Consider the following 22,072-nt stretch of genomic DNA (forward strand, 5'->3'; position numbering starts at 1 on the left):
TGCCCGAGGGGCGCCTTCTGGAGATCAGTAGCGCACTGCACGGTGAGAACTGAGGACCACTTCAGGCGCGAGGTGAGGCAATTGCTGGTCTGACCTGCGAAGCGCCTACGTCGGCGGACGTGGGATCAGCCACCCGTCGGCCACTGTCGTTCCCCGTGGCTCCCCGCTGGATCTGATGATGGTCGGGTGAAAGAAGGTCCGCTCGTACCGTCGCCGGTGATCCTTGGCATAGACGATCTCCGATCACTGCCTTGGACCACGCGGATCGCGCGCAGCAGCGGCGAAGGTGTCAAGCTCCTGCAAGAGCACCGCGACAGCTTCATCGATGAACTCTGGCTCGACCACGACCTCGGCGGCGACGACAGCATCTTGCCCGTGGTGACCCTCCTGGAAGAAGCAGCTTTCAACGGGCGGCCCTTCCGAATCGGCACGGTCTTCGTGCACAGCGCCAACCCCATTGGCGCCGAGACCGTCGTCCGGTCGCTCACACGCTGGAACTACCAGGTCCGGCGGGCGACGGTCTAGGAATCTGCTGCGAGGTCTGGCCTCATCCTTATCAGGTCGATCACGGTGTCATCCGGCCGCTGGAGTACGCCGGGATCCGACCGTGTTCGCGGCTGTTGGTGTCAGCCGCTGGTGTCGGACACCAGTGGCTCACTTGACGGTCGCCCTGGCCGGGGAGCAGGGGCACTGCTCAATTTGCGTCGTCAGCATGACGAGCCTTGCCGAACGCTCCAGCCCGGAGCTGAAGCACCGCACCGAGTACGACGAACCCCAGGGCAATGGTGGAAACAACCATCCCCGCTCCGGAAGAGAAGCCGAGGAGTTTAGCCCCGCCGTCCAGGACGAAGCCGCCACCCATCGCTATCCGCCCCCAACCAGCCCTGGGCGACCGCGCGTACGCTGCGATTCCCCGGCTGCCGGTCAAGGTCAACACACCCAGGACTACGACAAAGCAGCCGGAACCGAAAACGATCCACGCAGACATGGCACCCCTCCGTGCGGAGGCTACTGCACGAGTGTGTGTTGCCGCCTCGAGGTGCCGTAAAACATCCGCCAAGGCGCATCCGCTTACCTCCTCGACCCACCACTCACCCCAGCACCCCACGCACGCCACCGCTCGCCGGCACCCGCGAACGGCGCCCCCGCCGGCGGCTGGTCTGACCGTGGCCGCTTCTCTGCGGTGATCGACTCATGTCCCGGCCCTATACACATGTGGGCGCGCGTCGGCGCAGCGGAGCGCAGCCGGGGCTTGATGAGGTAGGGAAGGTTTTATCCCGCTGGAATGAGGCGTTTTGCCGTCGTGGCTGCGTACGTGAGGGCCGTTGCCGTCCAAGGCGTTGATGGCGGGGGCGGCGAGCGGCTCCACGTCTTCTTCGCCACGCTGTACTGCTGGGGTCCCCGGCCCGAGGAAGCCGTAGCCATGCGGGTGGAGGACGTGACCCTGCCGGAACCCGATGCCTCCGACCAGTGGTGCGAGCTGCTGATTCACACGGCGACGCCGGAGGTCGGGAAGCAGTAGACCGATGCGGGTGAGATCCACGAGGGGCCGGGCGGAGGGCGAGACGCGTACGGTGCCGGGATATCCGGCCCTTACGCGCATCCTGCGGCAGCACATCGCCGATGAACAGCTCCAGCCGGGTGATCTGCTCTTCCAGGGTGAGTTCGGTGGGATCCTCGCCGGCTCCGTCATCCGCCGGGCGTGGCGCAGCGCGCGTAAGGCCGTACTGCCCCCGCACGTCTTTGAGTCACCCACGGACGGCGCGTTTACGACAACCGGAACACGCGCCTGACGAAGTGGCTCAACGACGGGATCCCGCCTGCTCAGGTGGCCGAGTGGGCCGGGAACAGCGTCGCCGTGCTGCTGGCGACTTACGCCCGGTGCATCGACGGGCAGCTGCCGGACCTGAAGCGGCGGCTGGAAGCCGCGGGTGACCTTAGGGAGGCGGAGGTGCCGGGCGCCGGCTGACAGCCCCGGATCCCGCCCTTGATCATCGAGGAGGCGCCCGGGGCTTCGTTGTACCCGCTGACAGCCGCTCTGACCAGCGAAAAGCCCTCCCGAGCGGGAGGGCGGATACTGGCGCCCCCGGCAGGACTCGAACCTGCGGCCAAGCGCTTAGAAGGCGCTGGGTAAGACGAGCAGCGCACGGCTGCTGACCTGCACCTCTTGTCGCGCCTGGCGCCTTGGCTACCGTCCTTCGACACGCATTCGACAGGACTCCGCACCAGTGTGCTCTCCGCCCTCCGGCAGTGCGACGAAAGTGCCACCGGTGAGGCGTACGGCTCCCACTTGTCGGCAGTTGCACGGACCTGCCACTTACCCCCCACGTAGCAGCCAGCAGCGGCCTCCTCCCAAGTCCGGCGAGGTTCGCAAACGAGCCTTGCTGGACATGGTGGCCCGCCCGCTGAGGTGGGCCGCACCGCGCGGCGTCATGATCATCTCGTACAGGTGATCTATTAGAGGTTTCGTGCTTCGTCATCGCCGCCCCAGCGAACAACTGGCGCCCAAGCAGAAGGGCGTTGAAGTGCAGCCCTAATATGTGCAGGTCAGGGGAGGGGGACCATGTTCGAAGTGAGGCACACGTGCCCGCATTGTGGACACGGCGTAGGCCGGTTGATGCGCGTCAGCGGCGAAGGCGTTTCCAACTGCGCGCGTTGCCACAAGAGTGACTGGTCCCGCCGGTTCCCGTTCTCTGCACCGGATCCGCAGCTGGCGAAGCAGGAGGCTTGGGAAGCACTCCGCGCAGAGAGGGACGCGCGGCGACTCGACTGGGTACCACGCAGCGAACAGACCATACAGGTCAAGATTCCCGAGCGGATCGTGCCGCCTCCGCCGCGTCGCCCGAAGACGGAACGAGAGCGACTTGTCGAGCATGTTGGTGACAGGAAGCTCACCAAGTCCAACGCTGCTCGGAGCGCGAAGAGCAGAGCGAAGAAGCGACTTTTGGCCTACGGAGCCTTGGCGGTAGGAACTGTGGCTTGCTTCGCCATCGGAGCGGGGGGCAGTGGCGGTGACCACGTCAGGAGCGCATCCGCCAAGCCCACAACGCTGCCTAGCCTGACTGCCTCTCCCTCGGGTAGATCCTCGGTGACCCCGCCGCTTTGGGAGCCGTTGCGCGACTACCAGCACTGGAACCTTGCAAAGGCTGTGGCGGACGCCCGCAAGCACCACGTCAGGGCGGTGACGTACTCAGACCTCAGCCACCTGAACCGCAGTCCGTCTCACCTCGGCAGCTGGAAAGTGTGCCGGCAGGTTCCTGCTCCTGGCGCCAAGAGCGCCGGGACTCTCACGCTCGCGGTTCTGAAGACGAACGAGGCGTGCGCCTCGCCGCCGCGGCCTCGCTCTCATCACGAATCGTCTTCAAAGGGCAGTTCTGACTCCAGCTCGGCTGGAAGCACGTCGACGGCTGGCAGCTCGCCTGCATCGGACAGCTCCAACGCGACGGAACTGTGCGGCATCCGATCCAACGCCGGTAATTGCTACCACGCTGGCCAGTTCTGCCGGAACATCGACGTGGGGGCGACGACTACGGACGCAGCAGGGCGCGAGATCACCTGCGACTATGAAGCCGGCGCCAATCGGTGGCATTACTGACAACCCGATGACCGGTCACGGCTTCGCACCTGCCAGGTCCGCTCTCGGGGCTAGCCTTCTGGGCCAGCTGCTATCGACTCGGGGGCCGACGAGATGGGGGCCTGGACCGGTCATCTCGTTGGCCACCCTTGCCGTCGGTGGGGTCCGCCCCAGCACGGTTCAACACCTGTCCCGTCATATACGCACTGGCCCTCACTGGGGTACGCCGGGGCACGGGTTCCGAGTATCCAACCGGCGGTCAGCGATCCGTTCGTCAGCGGTTGATCGGGATCTCGTAGACGACCTCGCAGTGAGCGGCGGGCACGACGATGTCAGCCGTCTCTACCGGCCGACCGTCGTCGCTGTAATAGGTCCGCCGGATGTGCGTCACGAGTGCCGCTTTCTGGATACCAAGTAGTGATGCCTCTTCGGCGGTCGCCGTCCGCGGTTCCGGCTGCTCCACGGCGTGGCTGACGGTAACTCCGATCGCGGCCATGCGGTTCACGACCCCGGCCCCGGCGTGCGGCCCTCCTTCTGGGAGGACGACGAGACTGCCGGCGGTGAGGTCGTACGGCTCCCAGCTCGTGGACAGCTGCACGGGCCTGCCGTCGGCCAGGAACTCGTACGTGGTCCGGACGCACAGGTCGCCCTCGGCGATGCCGAGCCGCGTCGCGATGTCCGCCGGGGCCGGCACCTTGGCCTCAGTCCGGCTTTCCCAGTCCCCTTGTCTGCCCACGGCCTTCATGTCCGCCCGGAACGGAGACCCGTTGGGCCGCTCACGGGCGGACGAACGGACCACCCGCACTCGCTGCCGGGGCTCGGTGACGTACGTGCCCGAACCGGCGCGGCCCTCCAGCACACCCTGGGAGATCAGCAGCTCCTGAGCCCGGCGGACTACGTTCTCGCCGACCCCGTACTCCTGGCCGATCTGGGCGCGGGACGGCAGACGGTCCCCGGGCTCCCATACGTGCTCCGCGATGCGGCGCCGGAGTTCGTCGGCGATGCGGAGATAGGGCGGCTGCTCAGGCATATGGAAAATCTAGTCCACTAGCTCTAATCTAGTTAACTAGCTTCACTGAAAGTGATCGCCGGTTGACGGAGGCTGCCCTGTGCCCGCTTCGGGATCTCGCGTGGCGGCCATCGTCGCCCGGCTGTCCGCCGTCGGACTTCCCACGCGCGTGGAGGAGTACGACCGCTACACGTCGGTCGAAGCGGAGATTCCAGAAGCGCTCTCCGCTGACTTATGGCGGGAGGCCCTGGAAGTAGTGGCCGAGGCCGATCGGTTCGGACTCCTCGCCACCAGCCTGAACGGCCGCACCCTCTGGGCGGTCGTACACAAAGCGGTCCCCGCGACGGGCGATGGCGGGGGACCGAGCCATCAGCGATAGGAGCTGAGCAGCGTGCTCAACCGTATCCGCCGTGCCGTCTCGCTCACCAGAGCGCGGTACGCCCCCAAGGGCAGGCACCGCCGCCCCTTAACGACGTCCCGCTCGACGGTGGTCCCAGCCTGCCCGCCGTCCGCCGATGCGTCGAGGCGGCCACTGGGCCGGGTGTCCGACATCGCCAACCATCGACTCCCGCTCGCAGGGGAGGACAACGCGCTCGTCCGCCCCTACGTGCTGGCCTGGGAGCAACGAGTACGGCCACGAGCGCTGGTCATCGCTTCCCATCTGCCGGCTGAAGCCTGGTCGACCCTGGCGGGGGCCTGCTGATGTCTCCACGCCAACAGCTCCGCGTCACCGAAGCCTCCGCCGTCCCCTACTGTTCGACCGCCTGCCGAATCGGCACACACCCGCTCTGCACGGAGTCCTCTCCCGTCTCCGCGCCGATCGACCTGCCGGTTGTCTACGAGACGTGCGCGTGCCCGTGTCACTCGGTCCCGGGCGACTCAAGGCCGGAGGTGCAGCGGTGAGCGGCTGGGCACCGGGCGGCGCGCTGGTCTCCACGGTCGAGGTCACGGCGACCACCGTGCAGCGTGGCGACGTCATTCAACTGGGCGGCAGAGCGTGCCGGGTTATGGACCTCATCCAACTCCCTCAAGGCGCCAAACGACTCCTCTTCGAGTCGGGCGAGCTGCTGACCATACACACGCGAACCCGACTCGCCGCCGTTCGCGTACAAAGAAGGCGGTGACCCGGTCCGTGCCTTCACGCCATCACGACATCGCCGACGATCTCCGGCGCCAGATCACAACCGGCACAGTCAAACCGGGTGAACGCCTGCCGTCCGAGGCAGACCTCGCCGACCGATACAAGGTCAGTACAGCCACACTGCGAAGTGCGCTCGCAGTCCTCCAGGGCGAAGGCCTTGTCGAGAAGGTCCACGGGAAGGGCAACTTTGTTCGCCGCTGCCTCCGCAAGGTCGTGTACGTCGGGGGGTGGGGAACGCTGGACCCATGGACCGCCGCTGAAGCGGCCATGCGCGTGACCGTTCGCACCGCCACCGTGCAGGCAGACGGCCATCTGACGTCCTTGCTGAGGGTGCCGACGGGCAGCCCTCTCGCTGAGTTCTTCTGCATCAGCCATGAGGGAGACTCGCCGCACGGTCTGGCCCGCATCTACATCCCGCGCGACCTGGCACCGGCCGGCGTGCTGGGTGACGACTCCTCGTGGCGGGACACGGCCACGCGATTCGCCGTCCTTGGCTCGGCACCGGCAACTGTCCGGGAGACGGTACGTGCTCGTCTACCGACTCCGGACGAGTCATCCGCCCTGCGGATCGGCCCAACTGCGGCAGCCCTCGCGATCACGCGGGTCGCGACCGACTCCACTGGTCGAGTCGTCGAGGCCGCGCTACTCGTGTTCCCAGGAGATCGCGTCGACGCGGTCTTCACCACCCACGACGTCACCAATGAGAAGGGATCCCAACGATGACGGCACCGAACGAACTGCGGCTCCTCCCGTGGTCGGGGCCGGAGGGGAAGCCCTGCTACTTGGACACCGACGACAAGGCCGGCTACATGTCCCGCCTGGCGGACAACATCGAAGCGGTGCAACTGGGGACGGCGGCCAGGTTGCTGGAGCATGCCTCCGCCACCCTCGACGACCAGGACGCCGGCCCGGAAGACTTGCAACGGCTGGCGAGGGAACTGACCAAGGCGTTGCGGGATGTTCTCCGCGTTGCGGTCAGCCGCGGTCACCTCCTGGCGGTAAGCGACCCTCATCGACCCTGAAGGGGGTCGCTGCGTCGTCTCAGAGGCTGAGGCAGCTTCCTCTGCTGCGGCCTGCTGCGTGCGACCTGAGATGCCGGTCTCCTAGTTGCCGGTCCCGCCGAACAAGAAGCTCGACGAAGCCCACGGTTCTGAACACCATGCCGTGGGCTTCTGCCATGCGGGGTTGGCCTCGGACGGCCCGGAGACGGCTCGGCTGCCGCAGCGCGTCTCTGCTTTGCCATTGCCCTGGTCGGGGCTTGCCTCGTGAGCCGGAGCCACAACTGGTTGCCGCTGTCCAGGGTCGCTGATGTCAGCGCTGGACGTCAGCGGAACAGCCCTGGGACTGGGAGACCTCAAAAGGCTCGTCTGGCCGGTCGGCCCAGCGCAACCACAGATGCCGACCGGTACACCGCCATAGTGTCCGGCAGGTCCGCCGGCCGTCGTCCTCCCGTTCGGAGAGAACAAGGCCGCCGGACCGCATGGTTGCACTCGGGACAGGCTGGGGTGTCGGTGGTCATGCAGCGCACCTTAAGGGCACGACCGCTTCGTCCCGAAGCAACTTGGGCGGGGGCTCGACCAGCGGCCAGTGTGTCCTCCACCTGCTGCGATGGTCCGCTGGCGTCCGTGCTTGTCCGCCGCTGTCCGTGGGCGTTGTCACGCAGCTAGACACTCACGTGCGTTCGGAGGCATTGACCGTATGCCTCAACCACGGCTCAGTCCGCTGTCTCCCAGGAGACCGCCTCGGTGGCCTTGTGTCAGTGCTCGATGCCAGGATGCGCCTGTGCCAAAAAGATCTAAGACCGATGAAGCCGCAGCAGCGACGGAACTCAGGGAGGCTGGGTGCGAACCAATTGAGCCTTACCCGGGGCGCACATCGTTACCCTGGCGGGCGCGGTGCCTCAACAGGCGTTGCCCTGGCCATGAGACCCCGTTCAACGTGTACCTCAGCTACATCCGTAACCCGGTATACGGGGGCGCTGGTTGTGGGCACTGTCGCAAGAAGCGGCGAGCGGATGAGCGTCGTGCGGACATGATCGCCCGTGGCCGTGTGCTGCCGATGGAGGTCATCCATGATGTAAAGCAGTCGGTCCGCGCTTGGTGCCTCCGCTGCTGGAACGTTGTCCGTCCTCGTCTAGACAACTTGCGGTCGGGCCAAAGCGGTTGTGAGTACTGCGGCGGTAAGGCCCGGTTCCCCGACGAGAAGGCACGAAAGATGGCCCGTGCGTGGGGCTATGAGCCTGACCCGGGGGTCCCATACACGAATGATACGACCCGGTGGCCAGGTCGTTGCCTGGCAAGGGGGCACTATTGTGACCCGTCCCTGAACGCCCGCTTCAGTGGCGGACCATGTGCAGGATGTGCCAACCATGGGTTCAAGCCTGACCGGCCGGCGCTGCTGTACCTGGTGATCAAGTCGACTCTCGCTGCCGCCAAGATCGGTATTTGCGAGCACTCCCCTAAAAACAGCCGGTTGTATGAGCATGGCCGCAACGGCTGGACTGTCCTGAACATGAAAAGCTTCTCGCTTGGGCGTGATGCACGAGCTGTTGAGCAAGCCACTGTCGAGTCGTGGCGTGCTCGTGGCTGGCCTCCGGTACTGGACAACGGCCTTACCTATGACGGCTACACGGAGACAGTCTCTCTACGGTCAGTCTCGGCTACGGAGATTTGGGCTGCGGTGTGCTCGGCCGCAGCCGTCACCGTCAAGCCCGTGAAACCCGCCATGTGAGCACCGCCTTAGGAGTTCGATCGCTCCACGGCGTTGCCGGGGAGCCACCGGGCCACGTTGGCCATGCAGGGCCGCCTAGGACTGCTGGCATCCGGCGTCGTTGATGTCACTCGTGGATGTCAGAACGGTGCAACCACGTGCAAGCATGGCGCCATGATCACCATTGACGTCAGTGAGGTGACTGACGAGCGCGCCCTGCACCTGCTTCTAAAGCGAGAGCTGGGCTTCCCGGACTTCTACGGCATGAACTGGGATGCCTTCTGGGACGCCATCACCGGTCTGGTCAACATCCCGGATCATGTGAGCTTCCTTGGCTGGGAGCAGCTCGCGGCCGGCGTCCCTCGCGGGGCCGCCATGCTTCGGCGGGCGCTCGACGATTACCAAGCCACGTACCGCCCGGAGTTCGTCGGTGAGTATGCCTAGCGATGAGCAATCTCCGGGCTTGGGCATGGTGCATCCAGTGTCGCAGATCCAGTCGGGTGACCTACGGCTGTCACGGGCTACGACTGTGGTTAGTAGTCGTCGCCGGTCGTCACTGAGCGGCCTCGGACGGCCCAGGGGCGGCCCAGCGAAGATCACTCGTAGGCTGCCCGCCACTAAGAGCCGGACCTTCACCCTGGTAGTTGTGGACGACGTGTCAGATGTCCTCACCCTGACGCAGGCCCCGAGGGCCGGGCGGTCCATCCATTGCGGTATGGCTGCGAGAGGTCCGGCTTTCGAAGTTGTGCCATGTGCACGGACCCGTCGCCGTTGTGCTGCTGTCGGCGTAGCACGGCAACCGCGAGCCGAGTCATGGTGCCCCGTGCCGGCCATGGGGCAGGATGCTGGCAGTACCGGTGAAGGAGAGCATGCGGGGTGGGGATGACGCAGGGAGAGCCTGAGAGTGTGGCTGATGCCGCCAAGCCGACCGCTCGGGAGGCGCGGGAAGCGTGGGCTGCGGAGGCGTACTCGATTCTGATAGGCGTGGCGCAGACGTACCACGCGGTGATCACTTACAAGGAGTTGGGCGAGAAGATCCAGAGCAGGACGGGCATCCGGACCAAAGCTCTCCTGCAGAACTGGATCACTCCGGTCTTGGGCCGGGTAGTCCGTGAGGCACACCGTCGCGGCGATCCGCCCCTCACAGCGCTGGTAGTCCACACCGGTGACGGCAAAGTCGGGACGGGCTACGAGGAAGTTCTGACGGTTGCTGGGAAGCCACCGGTGGAGGGCGAAATGGAACGCGAGCACCACGCCGCCGAGGCACGCCTTGCTTGCTACCGTCGCTTCTGCCGCAGCCTGCCGCCCGACGGCGGCACGCCGGCACTCGCACCCAGGCTGCAAGCCACCGTCGAGCGTCGTCGTCAGCGCGTCGAAAAGCCCCCACAGGTCTGTAAGCGCTGCTTCGTCCAACTGCCCTCGACGGGCGTTTGCGACTCGTGCGCAGCCGCTTGACAGCCTTCAGGACGGCGCGACAAATGGCCGCGCCCGTGTTGATCGTTAGGCAGTTGGACTGCACCGGCTCCGGAGGGGGCTTGACGTGCTCGCATCTGTACAGCTCACACGGGGCGCTGGACCCGGTCTTTGGGGGACCAGTCCACACCTAGTCCACGGTTTGGCTGTCGCTAGGACTGAAGATCCTCTAGCGTGCCGAGGGGCCCAGCCCATTCATCGGAGCCATCATGCGTAGGAATCTGAGTGCCTGAGAAGCTGGACAATATCTTTGACCTAGTACATCCCATTTTGTCAGGAGCCTCGTCGGCGTCCCCATGGACGATGACGGACACGGGGCCGTCCTATGAGGCCGACACTGCCCTTCTTGAGAAGTTGCTTGCCATCCCCGTCGAGGAGGACGCTGACTCGCAAAGTGGTCGCCTCGCGAAGGCTCTAGATGCCTGGGTAGCTCACGAGCTCCGGAGGGCCGGATTCGACGCGGACGAGGTATGGCCACGGCGGGACGCCCCCAGGGTCTTGCCGCGTGAGGTGGGAATCTTCATCAGTAAGCTGCCGCACAAATTGCGCGCGCAAGCGCAGCATTACTTGGTGAAAGATAAAGCTACAGCACCTTCGAACGCTAGCATTCTGGGGAAAGCTTATGTTAAGCAGGTCGATGTAGTAGTTGCCCAATGGGCGCGTGGTCCAGAGATCCTCATCTCAACGAAGACTATGGCGTCATCATTCGCAAAAAACCTCCCTAATCGCTTTGAGGAAGCTTACGGAGATGCAAAAAATCTTCGGGGGCGGCACCCGCTAGCAGCGATAGGATTTGTTTTCCTCCTTCACTCCTCGGTTGCGGCCAACGAGCCGGCATCCTATGAGCGTGCGCTAGATATGCTGCGCAAACTGCGAGCTGAATATGACGTCTACGACTCCACAGCTGTCTTGATGGCAGATTGGACCCCGGGAGACGGATCGAGTGTGCATGTTCGTCATGACTTGGTGCCGGAAGACCTGAGCATCAATCAATTCTTTAGTGTGTCTATCGATGCGGTGCTGGCGCGGACGCCGATTGACATGCATGTGCAGGTGAGAGAGAGAAGGGAAATCCGCGAGTTGCCTGTGCAGGACGAGGACGTAGCAGCGCATCACCCGGAGGAAACTACTTCGGAAGGCTCGTAAAAATTCCGTAGGCGCGTAGGGCGGCACTTGTTGCCGCCTCAACGTCTCGATTACGGAAAGCTGCGATCAGGTCCTGCCGATTCCTTGCACTCAACGAATCTGGTTGTGGCACCCGAATCCTACGCAGGTATTGAGCTTGGAACCTCAGAGTGCCACCTCGCATGCGTACGGCATAAGATTCCACGAAAAGTTGAGCGACACGGGAAAGCAACAACCCTCCCAGTACTTCCAAATCCCAACTACCCGAAGTTACGTAATAGAGATTGTGGTGGGGGTAGTGGCCTCCCTGTTCCAAGGTGGGGTGGATAGTGAGTCGCATATCGGGCAGAAGCAGTTTGGGCTTGCCAACTAGGCTCGCATCAACCTTGTCGATCGTGCGATACCACTGATCTGTGCGTTTCTTCGCGACGTGCCGGCGGCTCAACAGATCACGATTCTTCTGTAGATAACTGTTGAGCCGAGGGTAGCTATCCAGCGAAACCAAATCGCCATCAGCCGTCCACGGGTTCACGAGGTACGAGCCGGTCCAGTCAAAGACGCCAGACCGAGCATCCTTAACCATGGAGAGTGGGAGAAGGCGGTCTGATTCCACGAGATTCGCATCGGTGGTCAAGAAAACAGAATCTGCACCGGTGGCGACGCCGATGCCAACTTTGGTATCAGTGTCTTCAAGTACGGGGAATGTGTCGTTGAGATGTTCCAGGAGCGCCAGTCGGGCCGGGCTTCCTGTCGGCCAGGATTCGTCTCCAGAAAACCAATGAGGAAGGCAGGCGGCCGTAAATCCTACATCACTCACTTCTGTAGGCTCCCTTTTCTGAAGCCATGAGAGCAGTCTTCTTGCTTGTTTCGGCCCGAGTTCTTTTGAGGTGTCTGCCACCATCGTGTCACTTTGAGGGCTATTGCGAATGATCGTGACTGCAGGATAGGCCGCTACTCGGTCCTCAAAGGCGTCAACGTCATGCATGATAACGACGGAGTCTACGCTGAATCTGCTTGCGATTAGCTTCCTGAGTTCACGGCCATACTGATTTCTCATCCAGCGGTCAGCGCAGATGAAGCCCAGGACCCCACCTTCCTTGAGGGATTCAAGACCGCGCTCGAAAAATCCGACATAGATGTCCGAGCGGCCCGTCATGGTTAGATTTCGAGCGCGGTAGCTCTGCATTCTATCTGCGGGAACATCTTCCAGACGGATATATGGTGGATTGCCGACCACAATGTCGACTGGTGTGGCATCTGAAAGTAGGTAATCGCCTTGAGTGACCCACTTTTCTGTGAGCATCTCGACGCTACCTTGTCCCCAGCCGTCTGCTGTAAGGATTGAGCTGATCTTTTCGCGGCTTGAAGTCACGTTCCGGGCCAGGATGTCAAAGGCTCGGATGCCGTCGACGGGAAGTTCTTTGCCGTACTTCCTGCATGACTCGCTGAGGCGCTCAGTGATTCCCACTAGGAAGGCCCCACTGCCACAGGCAGGGTCCGTGATTACGACCTCGGAAAGATCTCTGTCCGGTGTGTAGTCGACAAGATCAAGGATAAGATCAACGACCCAGCGCTGCGTGTACACCTCACCGTGGTTAATGGACTCGGCTGGGATTGCGCTGGGGTTCGGGAGTTGCCTCATCTTGCTCGTCACGTGAGGGAGCCTAGCTTGTGGGGAGCGTCGCGTCGGGTCCGTTGGCTGGCAGCTCGGGCTGCTCTCGCTAGGGTTCGTGGCCGGCAAGCAACGCAGAACACGCGGGTGAGATCTGGCTCGGTGGGACTCTTATCAACACACCCTTCTAGCCTGCGCTGACGCTCTGCAGAGAGACGCAGAGTGTGTTCGACGGAAGCCCCTGTGCCACTGACCCGCAGCACATGACCAGATCGCACACATATCACCCCACCGAACGCGTTGACGGCATGCGAGGAGTTCGCCCAGCGCGTGCGGCTGGGGTTCTTGTCTCGCCTCTGCAGCTGGGCGACACCGATGACCCTCACTGTCCGCTGGACCAGGTTCTGCAGCGCAGGAGCGGCCAGGCTCTCCCTATGACATGCGATGCCGGCGGTCTGACGCGGCACGGGTCCCCCTCTTCCTCGCTTCGGCAGCGAAAGCTAGCACCTGGCACTGACATTCGATCAGCCGGTGATCGCCATGCCAGAGGCTCGCTCATTGTGCTTCTTGCGCCTGCTCTACCATGCGGCCCGCACAGTGTGGCGAGCATCACACTCTCACGAGCAAGTTCTTGTCTTGTCACGCTCAAGCGCTGTGTGGCTGTCTAACGGCCGTTCCGGTACCCGGAGGTCAAAAATGATCCCGGAAGCTCGAGAGTTTTCAAGCGAATCCTCGAGAACGTATTGCCCGTGGTGTGCGACGGGAGTGCGATGGCCAAGACAGCGCGTTAAGTGCCGAGTTGACGCGCTACGCTCTACGCGCTGGTTCCCCTTCCTCATGGACCTCCGGTTGGCAAGAGACCGACTGGAGCACCCGCTGAGGGTGCACTGGGAAGAAGGGAACGAGCGAATGCGGGACCGACGGTATAGAGGGCCAGGGAAGCACTGGCCTGGGCCGGATCGCTGGCAAGTCACATTGTCCGCGCTGAGCCTCGCCGTAGCCGTCGTTGCTCTCGTGGAGCAAGTGAGGCGGTGAGCCCGGCCGCCCTCTAAACGGCCGGGCTCACTCTCTGCTCCGTGGGCACAGGTCCGGCTTGGCGGCACCCAGGCCGGACCGTGGTCCGGAGCTGTCCTCGCGGGAAATGACATCGAGCTGCAAGCTGAGCTACAACTTGTGTCAGAACCTAAGCTACATGGATCCAGCGCAGCGGCGTCGCCATCGGAACCCGTCGATGACTGGACGCGCGGATTCTGCGCTTCTTCTCCTTGCGTTGCGTGGCACCGTACGCTGACCACGGTCCCTGGTGGACTGGACATCGGGAGGTGCCGGGCACCACCTTCCGCTGACATCACCCGCCAGTCTTGTTCGGCGCGTCACACTTGGCCACGCTGCTTCCCCCCTCGGTCTCGACGCAGTATGCGGAGCTGTAGGAACCGTGTCTCGGTTGCCATCAGCAGGCAAGGCGCGTTCCGGATCGTTGGGTGCGCGCGGGCGCACGTCGACGCGATCTGCTTGGGAGGGTAAGGCAACTGCGGTTTGCTCCGCGGCTGACCTGAGGTGGAGCGTTGCCGGGACCTCATGGGTGGCCGACTGGCTCCCCGGCGTTCCCGCTCTTCCCGCAACTCTGGGCGGCCTTCCTTCCGAACTCTCGGCAGGGAGACACAGCTCCGTGATCCATCGCGCTCAACGGTCATCGAAACTCGGCAGTCCAGCTGACGGATGTTCACTTAAGCCCTAGACTGAGACTGGGTGGACATACGTTGCAGCCTGTCTCATAGGTGCATACGAGGGGAGGCGCGACTGAAGTGGCACCGCTCGTTGCCCCGCGCTTTACTAAACGTTTTCGTCGCTTGTGCCAAGTTGCTGCCATATCCGGAACCGGCCGAAGCCAGCAGGTGGTGGATGGACTCCTCCCCGTTGCCATGGTCTATGGCGACGGGCCTTGGCGGGAGCCGGAAGACTGGATTAGCGCCATTGAGTCGCTGTTTGGTTTGTCTCTACCAGAGGCTGATATTTTGGCTGCACGCGACCGTGCCGTCCAAGCAAAGACTTTGATCTACAGCACCTTTCGCAGCCAATACGTTTTGAGCTCCGAGGCGCATGGTGCCACAATGGACCAGATTCAGTCGGGCGAGGATCTAGAACGTAGAGCACAGGCATCCTGGCTTGCAGAGGTGGAACATTTTGTTTCGGATCAGTCGAGCGATGCTCTGTGGTCTTGCTTGCTCGCGTACGCGGGGAAAGCATTTCTAAGTCACGGGATGGACGCGGTGAGACTCCTCGACCCATCTGCTAGTGAATTCGCGGATCTAACGGGTACTGATGCACCAGAAGCCCTACTTAAGGCGGCACTATCCGAATCTGGCCTAGCCGACAGTCTTCTTCCTGAAATATCTCAAGCGATTGCAGTATTCTTCGACGGGCGTAATGTTGATCGCGTAGAGTATGTCTCAGAACTTGTAAATAGTACCTTCAATTTTCTGGCCCTCGGCCTTGATGATGAGACGCGTGGAAGCCTTGCGAAGAACGCTCCCGCGCTGACCATTTTTGTCGACACTAATGTAATCTACAGCATAATTGGGGCGCACGCGAATCCTCATGATGCAATTTCAACAGAGCTATTTGCCCTGCTCAAAGAAAATGAACTCCCATTCAAGGTGTTCTATCACGAAAAGACGCTGAACGAGCTGGAAAAGACCATGTCGGCCGCCGGGGATCGGCTGCGCCAATTGCATTACACTCCCGCCCTCAGTCGGGCGCGGCTGAGCTACCCAAGAGCCATGTCTAGTATCGAGATGAGGTACCATCAGCTCAACAGTGAAGTCGCCACCTCAGTGGATATCTTCCTCGGGCGTTATTCAAACCTTCCTCTTCTTCTGGCGCAGCAGGGATTCACTATTTTTCGTGAGTCGGACACATCGCAGGAAGAGAGTCGCAAGCGGGCCGAGCTAGTGGCGGAGTACAAGGCCTACATGGCCGATAAGTACCCATCCCACAGAGAGAAGCCGTACGCGACTCTGGACCATGACGTCGCTGTCTGGCTAGCAACAGCTAATCGACAGAAGCCCAGGGGGAAGGGTCCGCTATTCTCGGGTGCACTGCTCGTCAGCGCAGATAACATACTCCGTAGATTTGATCGGGACGTCCTCTCGCCAGCGTACGGATCAGGTACGTGGATCGTTACGCGTCCCGACACATTGGCGCGGGCCCTGCGGCTATTTCTGGCCTCCAGTCGACAGTCTGATGCTGCGTTTTCCCAAATTTTCGCAATGCCGGAGTTTCGCGGAATTGGACACGACCGCAACGAGATCGTTAGCCGGGTCGCCGCCTATCTTGCAACCTATGCAGACTTGCCAGAGGAAACCGCGACAAAGCTTCTTGCGAATGACTTGCTTATGTCGCGAGTGAAAGAAGCCGATAGGCGGGACGGAACATTTGAGCGGATCATCCAGGAGGAACTTGTACGGGAAAACGAGGCACTCTTGGAGGAGCGGGAAGCTACTCTGGCTCAAATGCGTCGAGTGGCCAGTAACGTGAAACAAGAAATGGCTAACATTTCTGGACAGCTAAGTGCTCGGGGGGAGTCAGAGCTGGTCGATCGGATTGAGAAGCTTGAGCAGCTAATCAGTCGGGGCTTCCCGATGAATATAGGAAAGGTTGTCATGGCGAACGAATACTCGGGCGGATACTTTCAGAACACCCAGAATCAGGTGGGTGCTCAAGGGCCTAATGCAAAGGCCGAAGGTTTCACTCAGCAGGCAGATCAGCGTCAGCTGGCTGCTGACATGCCGGCATTGGCCCTAGAGCTCGAGCGGCTGAAGGAACAGCTTGTCCTCGCAGCAAGCAGTTCATCGGATTACCAAGCCGTAGCTGAAATTCAAGCCGCAAGGGAGGCTGCAGATGAGGGAGACGAGGGCGGTGTCGGCCAGCACTTGGCGAACGCGGGCCGGTGGGCACTCGACGTAGCTAGCCGGATTGGCACATCGGTGGCGGAAGCCGCGATTAGGCAAGCTCTCGGCATGTGACGGGTTGGTTGGCCGCCTGCCGTGCTTGGAACGCGGACACGTCATAAACAGAGGTCGGTGGAGCGGCTTTGGGGTGGCGCTGCTTTGGCGCGAGTGATCATGGCCCCGTAAGCTTCCGGCGCGTCGGGCAGTCTGTGGACCTGCCCGGTAAAGCACGACGTTGGGGCCATGATCTTCGAGGCTCGCGCCAAAGTGGCTCCGTAAAGCCGCGGAGCCGACCGCCCCAGCCACGACGTACCCCTTCTCTGGCATCAGGTGGCTGCCTGCTCTGTGCGCGGCACGGGCACCGGCCGGGCTGCGCGCGGTGAGCGGAGCGAGCCGCCTTGATGAAGGAGAGAAGGTTTTATCCCGCTGGGATGAGGCGCTTGCCGTCGTGGCTGCGTACGTGAGGGCCGTTGCCGTCCAGGGCGTCCAGGAGTCTGACCGCGAAGGCCTCGGACATGCGCTCGCTGACCTCGTCGGGCGTGAGCCAGGAAACCGCCGTTGACTCGCTCGACGTGCGCTCGGTGCCGCCGGACGGTTTGCAGCGGAAGACCAGGGCCACGATGCCGCGGGTGAGGTTCTTGTAGACGCCGGTCAGCTCGTCTACCTCGACGTGAATGCCTGTCTCCTCCAGGACCTCACGGGCTACGCCGGCCTCGGGGGTCTCGTTGAGTTCGAGGATGCCGCCGGGGAGTTCCCAAGTGCCGTTGTCGGCTCGGCGGATCGCCAGGAGGCGGCCGTCCTCGCGCACCACCACTCCGGCTACGGATACGGAGTGCAGGGGAGACGGCGTCGCTTCCTGTGCTTGACTCATGTAGAGGAGCATAGGAGGCAGAGAAGGACTATGGGAACTGCGGCTGGAGGGGTCGGGTCCGGACCTCGGTACGTGCAGATCGCGGACGAGATCGTGCAACAGATCCGGGCGGGAGTTCTCAAGCCTGGCGACATGGTGCCGAGTGAGTCTGAGCTGGTCGAGCGCTACGGCGTGTCCGGCGGGACGATCCGTAAAGCCATGGTCGAGGTGCGGGCGAGTGGGCTTGTCGAGACTCGGCACGGCAAGGGCTCGATCGTGAAGAACCGGCCTCCGGTGCGGCACCGCTCGTCCGATCGCTTCCGGCGTTCGCTCCGGCGGGGTGGACAGGCGGCCTATCTTGCGGAGTCCGCGCAGTCCGGCGCCACCGCCAAGGTCAGCGTTCTCTACATCGGGCCCACGGAGGCGCCCGAGGATGCGGCCCAGCGGCTGGGCGTTCCGGCCGGTACGCAGGTGCTGGCTCGCCGGCGTCTCTACTTCCGTAACGGCACACCGGTCGAGACCGCGACGTCGTATCTGCCCTGGGACGTCGTCAAGGACATCCCGGAGCTGTTCGCCGAGAATCCCGGCGGAGGTGGCATCTACGCCCGACTCGAAAACCACGGACACGAGTTCGCGGAGTTCGTCGAGACGCTGCAAGCGCGGCCGGCCTCCAAGGCGGAAGCCTCGGAGCTGGCGCTGAGTCCGGGGGCGCCCGTGGTTCATCTGATCCGTGAGGCTCGTACGACCGCGGGTCTCGTGGCCGAGGTGTGCGACACCCTCATGGCCGCTGACCAGTTCGTTTTCGAGTATCGGATCCCCGCCGTCGACTGACGCGCACTCAACTCTCGTCAACCCGTCACGAGTTGTCGGGCACTCTTCTTCCCGTCACTCATATACATGAGTGGCGGTGTCCAGCATCTATAGAGGAGTGAACTCCGTGCGTCAGATTCCCGTTGACACCTCCGGCGCGGTCGTGATGGTTGCCAAGTCCCCGCAGATCAAGGTCCGTGACCGTCGTACCGGTGAGATCGCCACCGACGCCGACACCGGGGCCAAGCTGATGACGGTCGACGTGATGTTCGCGGCGAACGAGGAGGTGGAGATCCTCTCCATCACCGTCCCGGAGCCCGGCATCACCGGCGAACTGGCCATGGGCACGCCGGTCGCGCTTACCGGCCTGATCGCCCGGCCCTGGGAAAATGACTTCAACGGCCAGAAGCGGCACGGCATCGCGTTCCGCGCGGTCGCGGTCACCTCGCTTGCCGACGCCGCCGCAAGGCCCAAGGCGGCCTGATCATGACCGCCTTAACGGTCGCCCTGGTGCTCGTCGCCGCCACCGTAGGTGTTCTGCGGTGGCGGCGCCCCGCCTGGTACTGGTTGACCTTTGGGGTCACGCTGGCCGTGGTGCGGGTCCTGGTCCGGTACGGCTCGGTCATGGACGCGTGCGGGCTGACCGTTCCACCCGCACGGTGGCGGCTCGCCCTCGCTCGTGCCACCAACCGGCCCATACCGGGGCCACGCGCTCCGCGCATCCTGCGGCTGCGGCCGACTCGTACCGGCCTGGTCCTGCGGCTCAAGCTCCGGCCTGGGCAAGACGCCTTCGACGTCGCCGCCGCCTCGGATCGGCTCCGGCATTCCTTCTCGATGTACGGCGTGACCTCGCGGGAACTGCGCTCCGGCGTCGTGGAGGTGCGGATGACCGGCTACGACGTGCTCAAGCGGGTGCAGATGCCGGCCAAGACCGACACCCGGCCGATGCGGGTACCGGTCGCCCTGCGGCAGGACGGCTCGGTGCACTACCGCGACTACCGGGCAATACCTCATGCCCTCACCCTCGGGGCCACGGAGTCCGGAAAGTCCGTCTACCAGCGCAACCTGGTCGCCGGGCTTGCCCCGATGGACGTCGCCCTCGTCGGCATCGACTGCAAGCAGGGGGTTGAACTGTTCCCACTGGCCCGCCGGTTCTCCGCGCTGGCCGATGACCCCGACACCGCTGCCGACGTGCTGGACGCGCTCGTGGTCCGGATGGAGCGCATCTATCAGGTCATCCGGGCTCAGCAGCGCCTCGCCGCGGACGTGCCGGACGCGGAGATCGCCGCCGACATCTGGGACCTGCCGTCCGAGCTGCGCCCGACCCCGGTCGTGGTCCTGGTCGACGAGGTTGCCGAACTCGCCCTCTACGCCAACAAGGAGGAGGAGAAGCGCCGAGACCGCATCATCACCGCCCTGGTCCGCCTCGCCCAGCTCGGCCGAGCGGCCGGTATCTATCTCGAAATCTGTGGGCAGCGCTTCGGCTCCGAACTCGGCAAGGGCATCACCATGCTCCGCGCCCAGCTCACCGGGCGTACCGCGCACCGTGTCAACGACGAGACCTCCGCCAACATGGCCTTCGGCGACATCGCCCCGGACGCCGTGCTCGCCGCCATCCAGATCCCGGCGGAGATGCGGGGGCTCGCCATCGCGGGCGACTCGTCCGGAGGGTGGCACCGCATCCGTGCCCCGCACACCTCGCTTCGACAGGCCGTGAACATCTGCAACCGGCATGCCGATCGGACTCCGGACCTGCCCGAGCTGGCTCCGTTCCGGCCCACTCTCTCCGGCTCGGCCGACGCTTCCTCGCCGATGGCCAAGCCGTCCCCGGCCACCGCCTGACTTCTCGGATTCACACCGGTCGGCGTGACCGCCTTCGCGTCAAGTCCCTACCCCCGCCATGCCCGAAGAAGGGAGATCCCGCTGTGTGCCCGAACTGCGAGGACTTCGCCCGGACCGTACTCCTGCTCGGCCAACTCGCCCTCTACGCCGACACGGCCGGCGCCGACCTCGATTTCGTGGAAGCTGTCAGTCCGTCCCTCGCCGTCTCCCTGCCGGAGCCGCCGCCCGGCGTGTTCCCGGACGGCTACGACCCCGACGGCGGCCCCGCCTACCCGGGTGACTCCTGATGGGCGCCCGTCACGGCCTCCGCGTCGACGCGGTCCTGGTGCAGGCCGTCATCGCCGGCGCCCTGTCCTTCGCGCATCTGCACGACCTGGCCTCCGCCGCCGGACAGAACGGGTGGAAGACATGGGCCTACCCGGTCAGCGTCGATCTCCTCCTGGTGGCTGCCTGGCGGCGCCTGCGCAGTGAGGGCCCGTCCCGGCTGGCCTGGTGCTGGTTCCTGGTCGCGCTCTGCGCCTCGCTCGGTGCCAATGTCGCCACCGCCGGGTTCCTCGACCTGACCGACCCGCCCGCCTTGCTCCGCCTCGGCATCGCCGGATGGCCTGCTCTTGCCTTCCTCGGCGGCACGCTCCTCGCTCACTCGTCGGCTGCGGAGTCGGAGCCGCTTCCGCCGGCACCCGTCGCGGAGGCCGAGGGCGCGGAGCCTCCGGCTCAGCAGCCGGTACCGGACGCCGAAGCCGCTTCGGCCACAGACGCCGTACCCGAGCCTGACGCGGCCCCGTCCCCTTCGGACCAAGCTCCCGCCCCGGCCTCCGCCCCACAGGTCCCCGCCGTCCTCGTCGACCACGCCCGCAAAGTCGCCGACGAGTACCGCGCCCGTACCGGGGCCCCGATCGACCCCGACACCCTGCGCTCCCGCCTCGGCGTCCCGCCCCACCTCGCCGACGCCATCGCCGCCCACCTCGCCTGATCGGCGAGAGAGGAAGACCAGTGATCCGTGACCCGGCCGACCTGACCGCCTCCGACTACCTCGACGGCGCCCGTGAGATGGCCGCCGCCAACCGGCCCTTCCTCGCCCACCTGCTCGCCGAGGAAGCCGCCCGCCTCACCGCCGACCCGGCCACCGCCGCCGGCATCCGTGCCGGCTTCCCCGGCCCGACCACGACCCGAGAGGAAACCGACTGACATGCCCGCCCGCGACCACTTCCACTCCGTGATGCGCATCGGCCCGGTGCAGATCGGCACGCACCGCGACCGCAACGGCCACACCAAGCACGCCGCCGTGTGCAGCTCCGACGGCTGCGGCTGGTCCGCCGACTACTCCAGCCAGTCCGCGGCCCAGCTCGCCGCCCGCACCCACCGCTGCCGCGTCCGCTAGGAGACATCCGCCATGCAGGTCCCGCTCTGGCTCGCGCTGCTCGTCGTCGGCTACCTCGGCGTCAAGCTCATCCGCCCGCCCGCCTGGCTCATCGCCGTCCTCCTGCTCGGCGGCTTCCTCCTCGCCGACAGCGTCCTCGCCCCGGCCATCAACGCCCTCGTCAAGTAACCAGCCCGCGAGAGGAGACCACCGATGTTCCGCCCGAAGATCCCGACCATGCCCACGCCGACCGGGCTCGGCACACCGCCCGTCGTCGAGCCGACCGCCATCATCTCGAACGCGGGGACCCCGCCGGTCGCCCCGACGCCTCCCACGCCGGTCCGGCCCACGGTCCAGCTCACCCCCGGCACCGCCCTCGCCCTCGTCGGCGGCGGCACGGCCGTCGTCCTGGTGCTCGGAGCCGTCCTGGTCTCCCTGCTCCTGGCGGTCGCCATCACCGGAGCCTCGGTCGCCGTCTGCGCGGTCGTCCTGCGCTCCCTGCTCGCCTCCGACGCCAAGCGTCGCTGACCGGCACCCGGGCGGCCTCGATACCGCCAAGCATCCGCCGCCCGGGCGCCGTCCCTGTCCGATCTCGCAACCGGAAGGAACCCCAAGCA

At 64.4% G+C, this 22,072-nt stretch carries 22 protein-coding genes; 19 read left to right on the plus strand and 3 right to left on the minus strand.

The window, feature by feature from the left end; translation table 11 throughout:
- Window positions 1-186 precede the first annotated feature (186 nt).
- Both AB0947_RS13525 and AB0947_RS13530 read left to right on the plus strand, forming a co-directional pair.
- The gene (locus tag AB0947_RS13525) at window positions 187-525 is read left to right on the plus strand and encodes a cyclic-phosphate processing receiver domain-containing protein (protein ID WP_366750499.1); all 339 of its coding nucleotides are present in this window, start codon (window positions 187-189) and stop codon (window positions 523-525) included.
- Window positions 526-1,303: 778 nt separating this feature from the next.
- On the plus strand, window positions 1,304-1,522 hold the full coding sequence (locus AB0947_RS13530; RefSeq protein ID WP_366750500.1) for a hypothetical protein: 219 nt from the start codon (window positions 1,304-1,306) through the stop codon (window positions 1,520-1,522).
- A 2,326-nt stretch (window positions 1,523-3,848) separates the two neighbouring features.
- Here the strand turns inward: AB0947_RS13530 and AB0947_RS13535 are convergent.
- Entirely contained in the window at window positions 3,849-4,604 is a 756-nt protein-coding gene (locus tag AB0947_RS13535) for a GntR family transcriptional regulator (protein WP_366750501.1), read from the minus strand.
- 79 nt (window positions 4,605-4,683) lie between these two features.
- Here AB0947_RS13535 and AB0947_RS13540 point away from each other — a divergent pair, with 79 nt between their 5' ends.
- The 7 genes from AB0947_RS13540 (at window position 4,684) to AB0947_RS13570 (ending at window position 11,052) form a co-directional block, all read left to right on the plus strand.
- Window positions 4,684-4,962: a hypothetical protein gene (locus AB0947_RS13540; RefSeq protein ID WP_366750502.1), complete on the plus strand. Its 279-nt coding sequence runs from the start codon at window positions 4,684-4,686 to the stop codon at window positions 4,960-4,962.
- Window positions 4,963-5,482: 520 nt separating this feature from the next.
- The gene (locus AB0947_RS13545) at window positions 5,483-5,707 is read left to right on the plus strand and encodes a hypothetical protein (protein ID WP_366750503.1); all 225 of its coding nucleotides are present in this window, start codon (window positions 5,483-5,485) and stop codon (window positions 5,705-5,707) included.
- On the plus strand, window positions 5,704-6,447 hold the full coding sequence (locus tag AB0947_RS13550) for a GntR family transcriptional regulator (protein ID WP_366750504.1): 744 nt from the start codon (window positions 5,704-5,706) through the stop codon (window positions 6,445-6,447). The genes AB0947_RS13545 and AB0947_RS13550 overlap by 4 nt, the downstream gene beginning before the upstream one ends.
- Window positions 6,444-6,746 carry a hypothetical protein gene (locus AB0947_RS13555; RefSeq protein WP_366750505.1) on the plus strand — a complete coding sequence of 101 codons (303 nt, stop codon included), beginning with the start codon at window positions 6,444-6,446 and terminating at the stop codon, window positions 6,744-6,746. Before AB0947_RS13550 ends, AB0947_RS13555 begins: the two co-directional genes overlap by 4 nt.
- Before the next feature lie 1,861 nt (window positions 6,747-8,607).
- Window positions 8,608-8,877, plus strand: coding sequence for a barstar family protein (locus AB0947_RS13560; RefSeq protein WP_366750506.1), 270 nt, complete (start codon window positions 8,608-8,610; stop codon window positions 8,875-8,877).
- A 438-nt stretch (window positions 8,878-9,315) separates the two neighbouring features.
- Window positions 9,316-9,888, plus strand: coding sequence for a hypothetical protein (locus AB0947_RS13565; RefSeq protein ID WP_366750608.1), 573 nt, complete (start codon window positions 9,316-9,318; stop codon window positions 9,886-9,888).
- 243 nt (window positions 9,889-10,131) lie between these two features.
- Window positions 10,132-11,052 (plus strand): hypothetical protein, encoded by a 921-nt coding sequence (locus AB0947_RS13570; protein ID WP_366750507.1) that lies wholly within the window; start codon window positions 10,132-10,134, stop codon window positions 11,050-11,052.
- On the opposite strand, the gene AB0947_RS13575 is transcribed toward AB0947_RS13570, so the two are convergent.
- Complete coding sequence (locus AB0947_RS13575) at window positions 11,033-12,685, minus strand: N-6 DNA methylase (protein WP_366750508.1); 1,653 nt, start codon at window positions 12,683-12,685, stop codon at window positions 11,033-11,035. The genes AB0947_RS13570 and AB0947_RS13575 overlap by 20 nt on opposite strands.
- Window positions 12,686-14,448: 1,763 nt before the next feature.
- On the opposite strand from AB0947_RS13575, the gene AB0947_RS13580 reads away from it, so the two are divergent.
- Entirely contained in the window at window positions 14,449-16,668 is a 2,220-nt protein-coding gene (locus AB0947_RS13580; RefSeq protein WP_366750509.1) for a hypothetical protein, read from the plus strand.
- A 343-nt stretch (window positions 16,669-17,011) separates the two neighbouring features.
- Here AB0947_RS13580 and AB0947_RS13585 read toward each other — a convergent pair whose 3' ends face one another.
- Window positions 17,012-17,476 carry an NUDIX domain-containing protein gene (locus AB0947_RS13585; RefSeq protein WP_366750510.1) on the minus strand — a complete coding sequence of 155 codons (465 nt, stop codon included), beginning with the start codon at window positions 17,474-17,476 and terminating at the stop codon, window positions 17,012-17,014.
- Window positions 17,477-17,494: 18 nt separating this feature from the next.
- Between AB0947_RS13585 and AB0947_RS13590 the strand changes: the two genes are divergently transcribed.
- From AB0947_RS13590 to AB0947_RS13630, 9 genes are all read left to right on the plus strand, one after another.
- Window positions 17,495-18,274 (plus strand): GntR family transcriptional regulator, encoded by a 780-nt coding sequence (locus AB0947_RS13590; RefSeq protein WP_366750511.1) that lies wholly within the window; start codon window positions 17,495-17,497, stop codon window positions 18,272-18,274.
- A 106-nt stretch (window positions 18,275-18,380) separates the two neighbouring features.
- Entirely contained in the window at window positions 18,381-18,737 is a 357-nt protein-coding gene (locus AB0947_RS13595) for a hypothetical protein (RefSeq protein WP_366750609.1), read from the plus strand.
- Window positions 18,738-18,739: 2 nt separating this feature from the next.
- Entirely contained in the window at window positions 18,740-20,095 is a 1,356-nt protein-coding gene (locus AB0947_RS13600; RefSeq protein ID WP_366750512.1) for an FtsK/SpoIIIE domain-containing protein, read from the plus strand.
- A gap of 83 nt (window positions 20,096-20,178) precedes the next feature.
- A complete protein-coding gene (locus AB0947_RS13605; RefSeq protein ID WP_366750513.1) occupies window positions 20,179-20,382 on the plus strand; it encodes a hypothetical protein in 204 nt (67 codons plus the stop codon).
- Window positions 20,382-21,068, plus strand: coding sequence for a DUF2637 domain-containing protein (locus AB0947_RS13610; RefSeq protein ID WP_366750514.1), 687 nt, complete (start codon window positions 20,382-20,384; stop codon window positions 21,066-21,068). The genes AB0947_RS13605 and AB0947_RS13610 overlap by 1 nt, the downstream gene beginning before the upstream one ends.
- A 20-nt stretch (window positions 21,069-21,088) precedes the next feature.
- Window positions 21,089-21,283, plus strand: coding sequence for a hypothetical protein (locus AB0947_RS13615; RefSeq protein WP_366750515.1), 195 nt, complete (start codon window positions 21,089-21,091; stop codon window positions 21,281-21,283).
- Window position 21,284: 1 nt separating this feature from the next.
- A complete protein-coding gene (locus AB0947_RS13620) occupies window positions 21,285-21,476 on the plus strand; it encodes a mobile element transfer protein (RefSeq protein ID WP_189813409.1) in 192 nt (63 codons plus the stop codon).
- 12 nt (window positions 21,477-21,488) lie between these two features.
- On the plus strand, window positions 21,489-21,644 hold the full coding sequence (locus AB0947_RS13625; RefSeq protein ID WP_101417603.1) for a hypothetical protein: 156 nt from the start codon (window positions 21,489-21,491) through the stop codon (window positions 21,642-21,644).
- Between the two features lie 24 nt (window positions 21,645-21,668).
- Window positions 21,669-21,983 (plus strand): SpdD-like protein, encoded by a 315-nt coding sequence (locus AB0947_RS13630; RefSeq protein WP_366750516.1) that lies wholly within the window; start codon window positions 21,669-21,671, stop codon window positions 21,981-21,983.
- The last annotated feature ends 89 nt before the right edge of the window (window positions 21,984-22,072 follow it).

The sequence above is a fragment of the Streptomyces sp. NPDC047841 genome (assembly GCF_040704085.1).
Classification (GTDB): Bacteria; Actinomycetota; Actinomycetes; order Streptomycetales; family Streptomycetaceae; genus Streptomyces; species Streptomyces argyrophylli.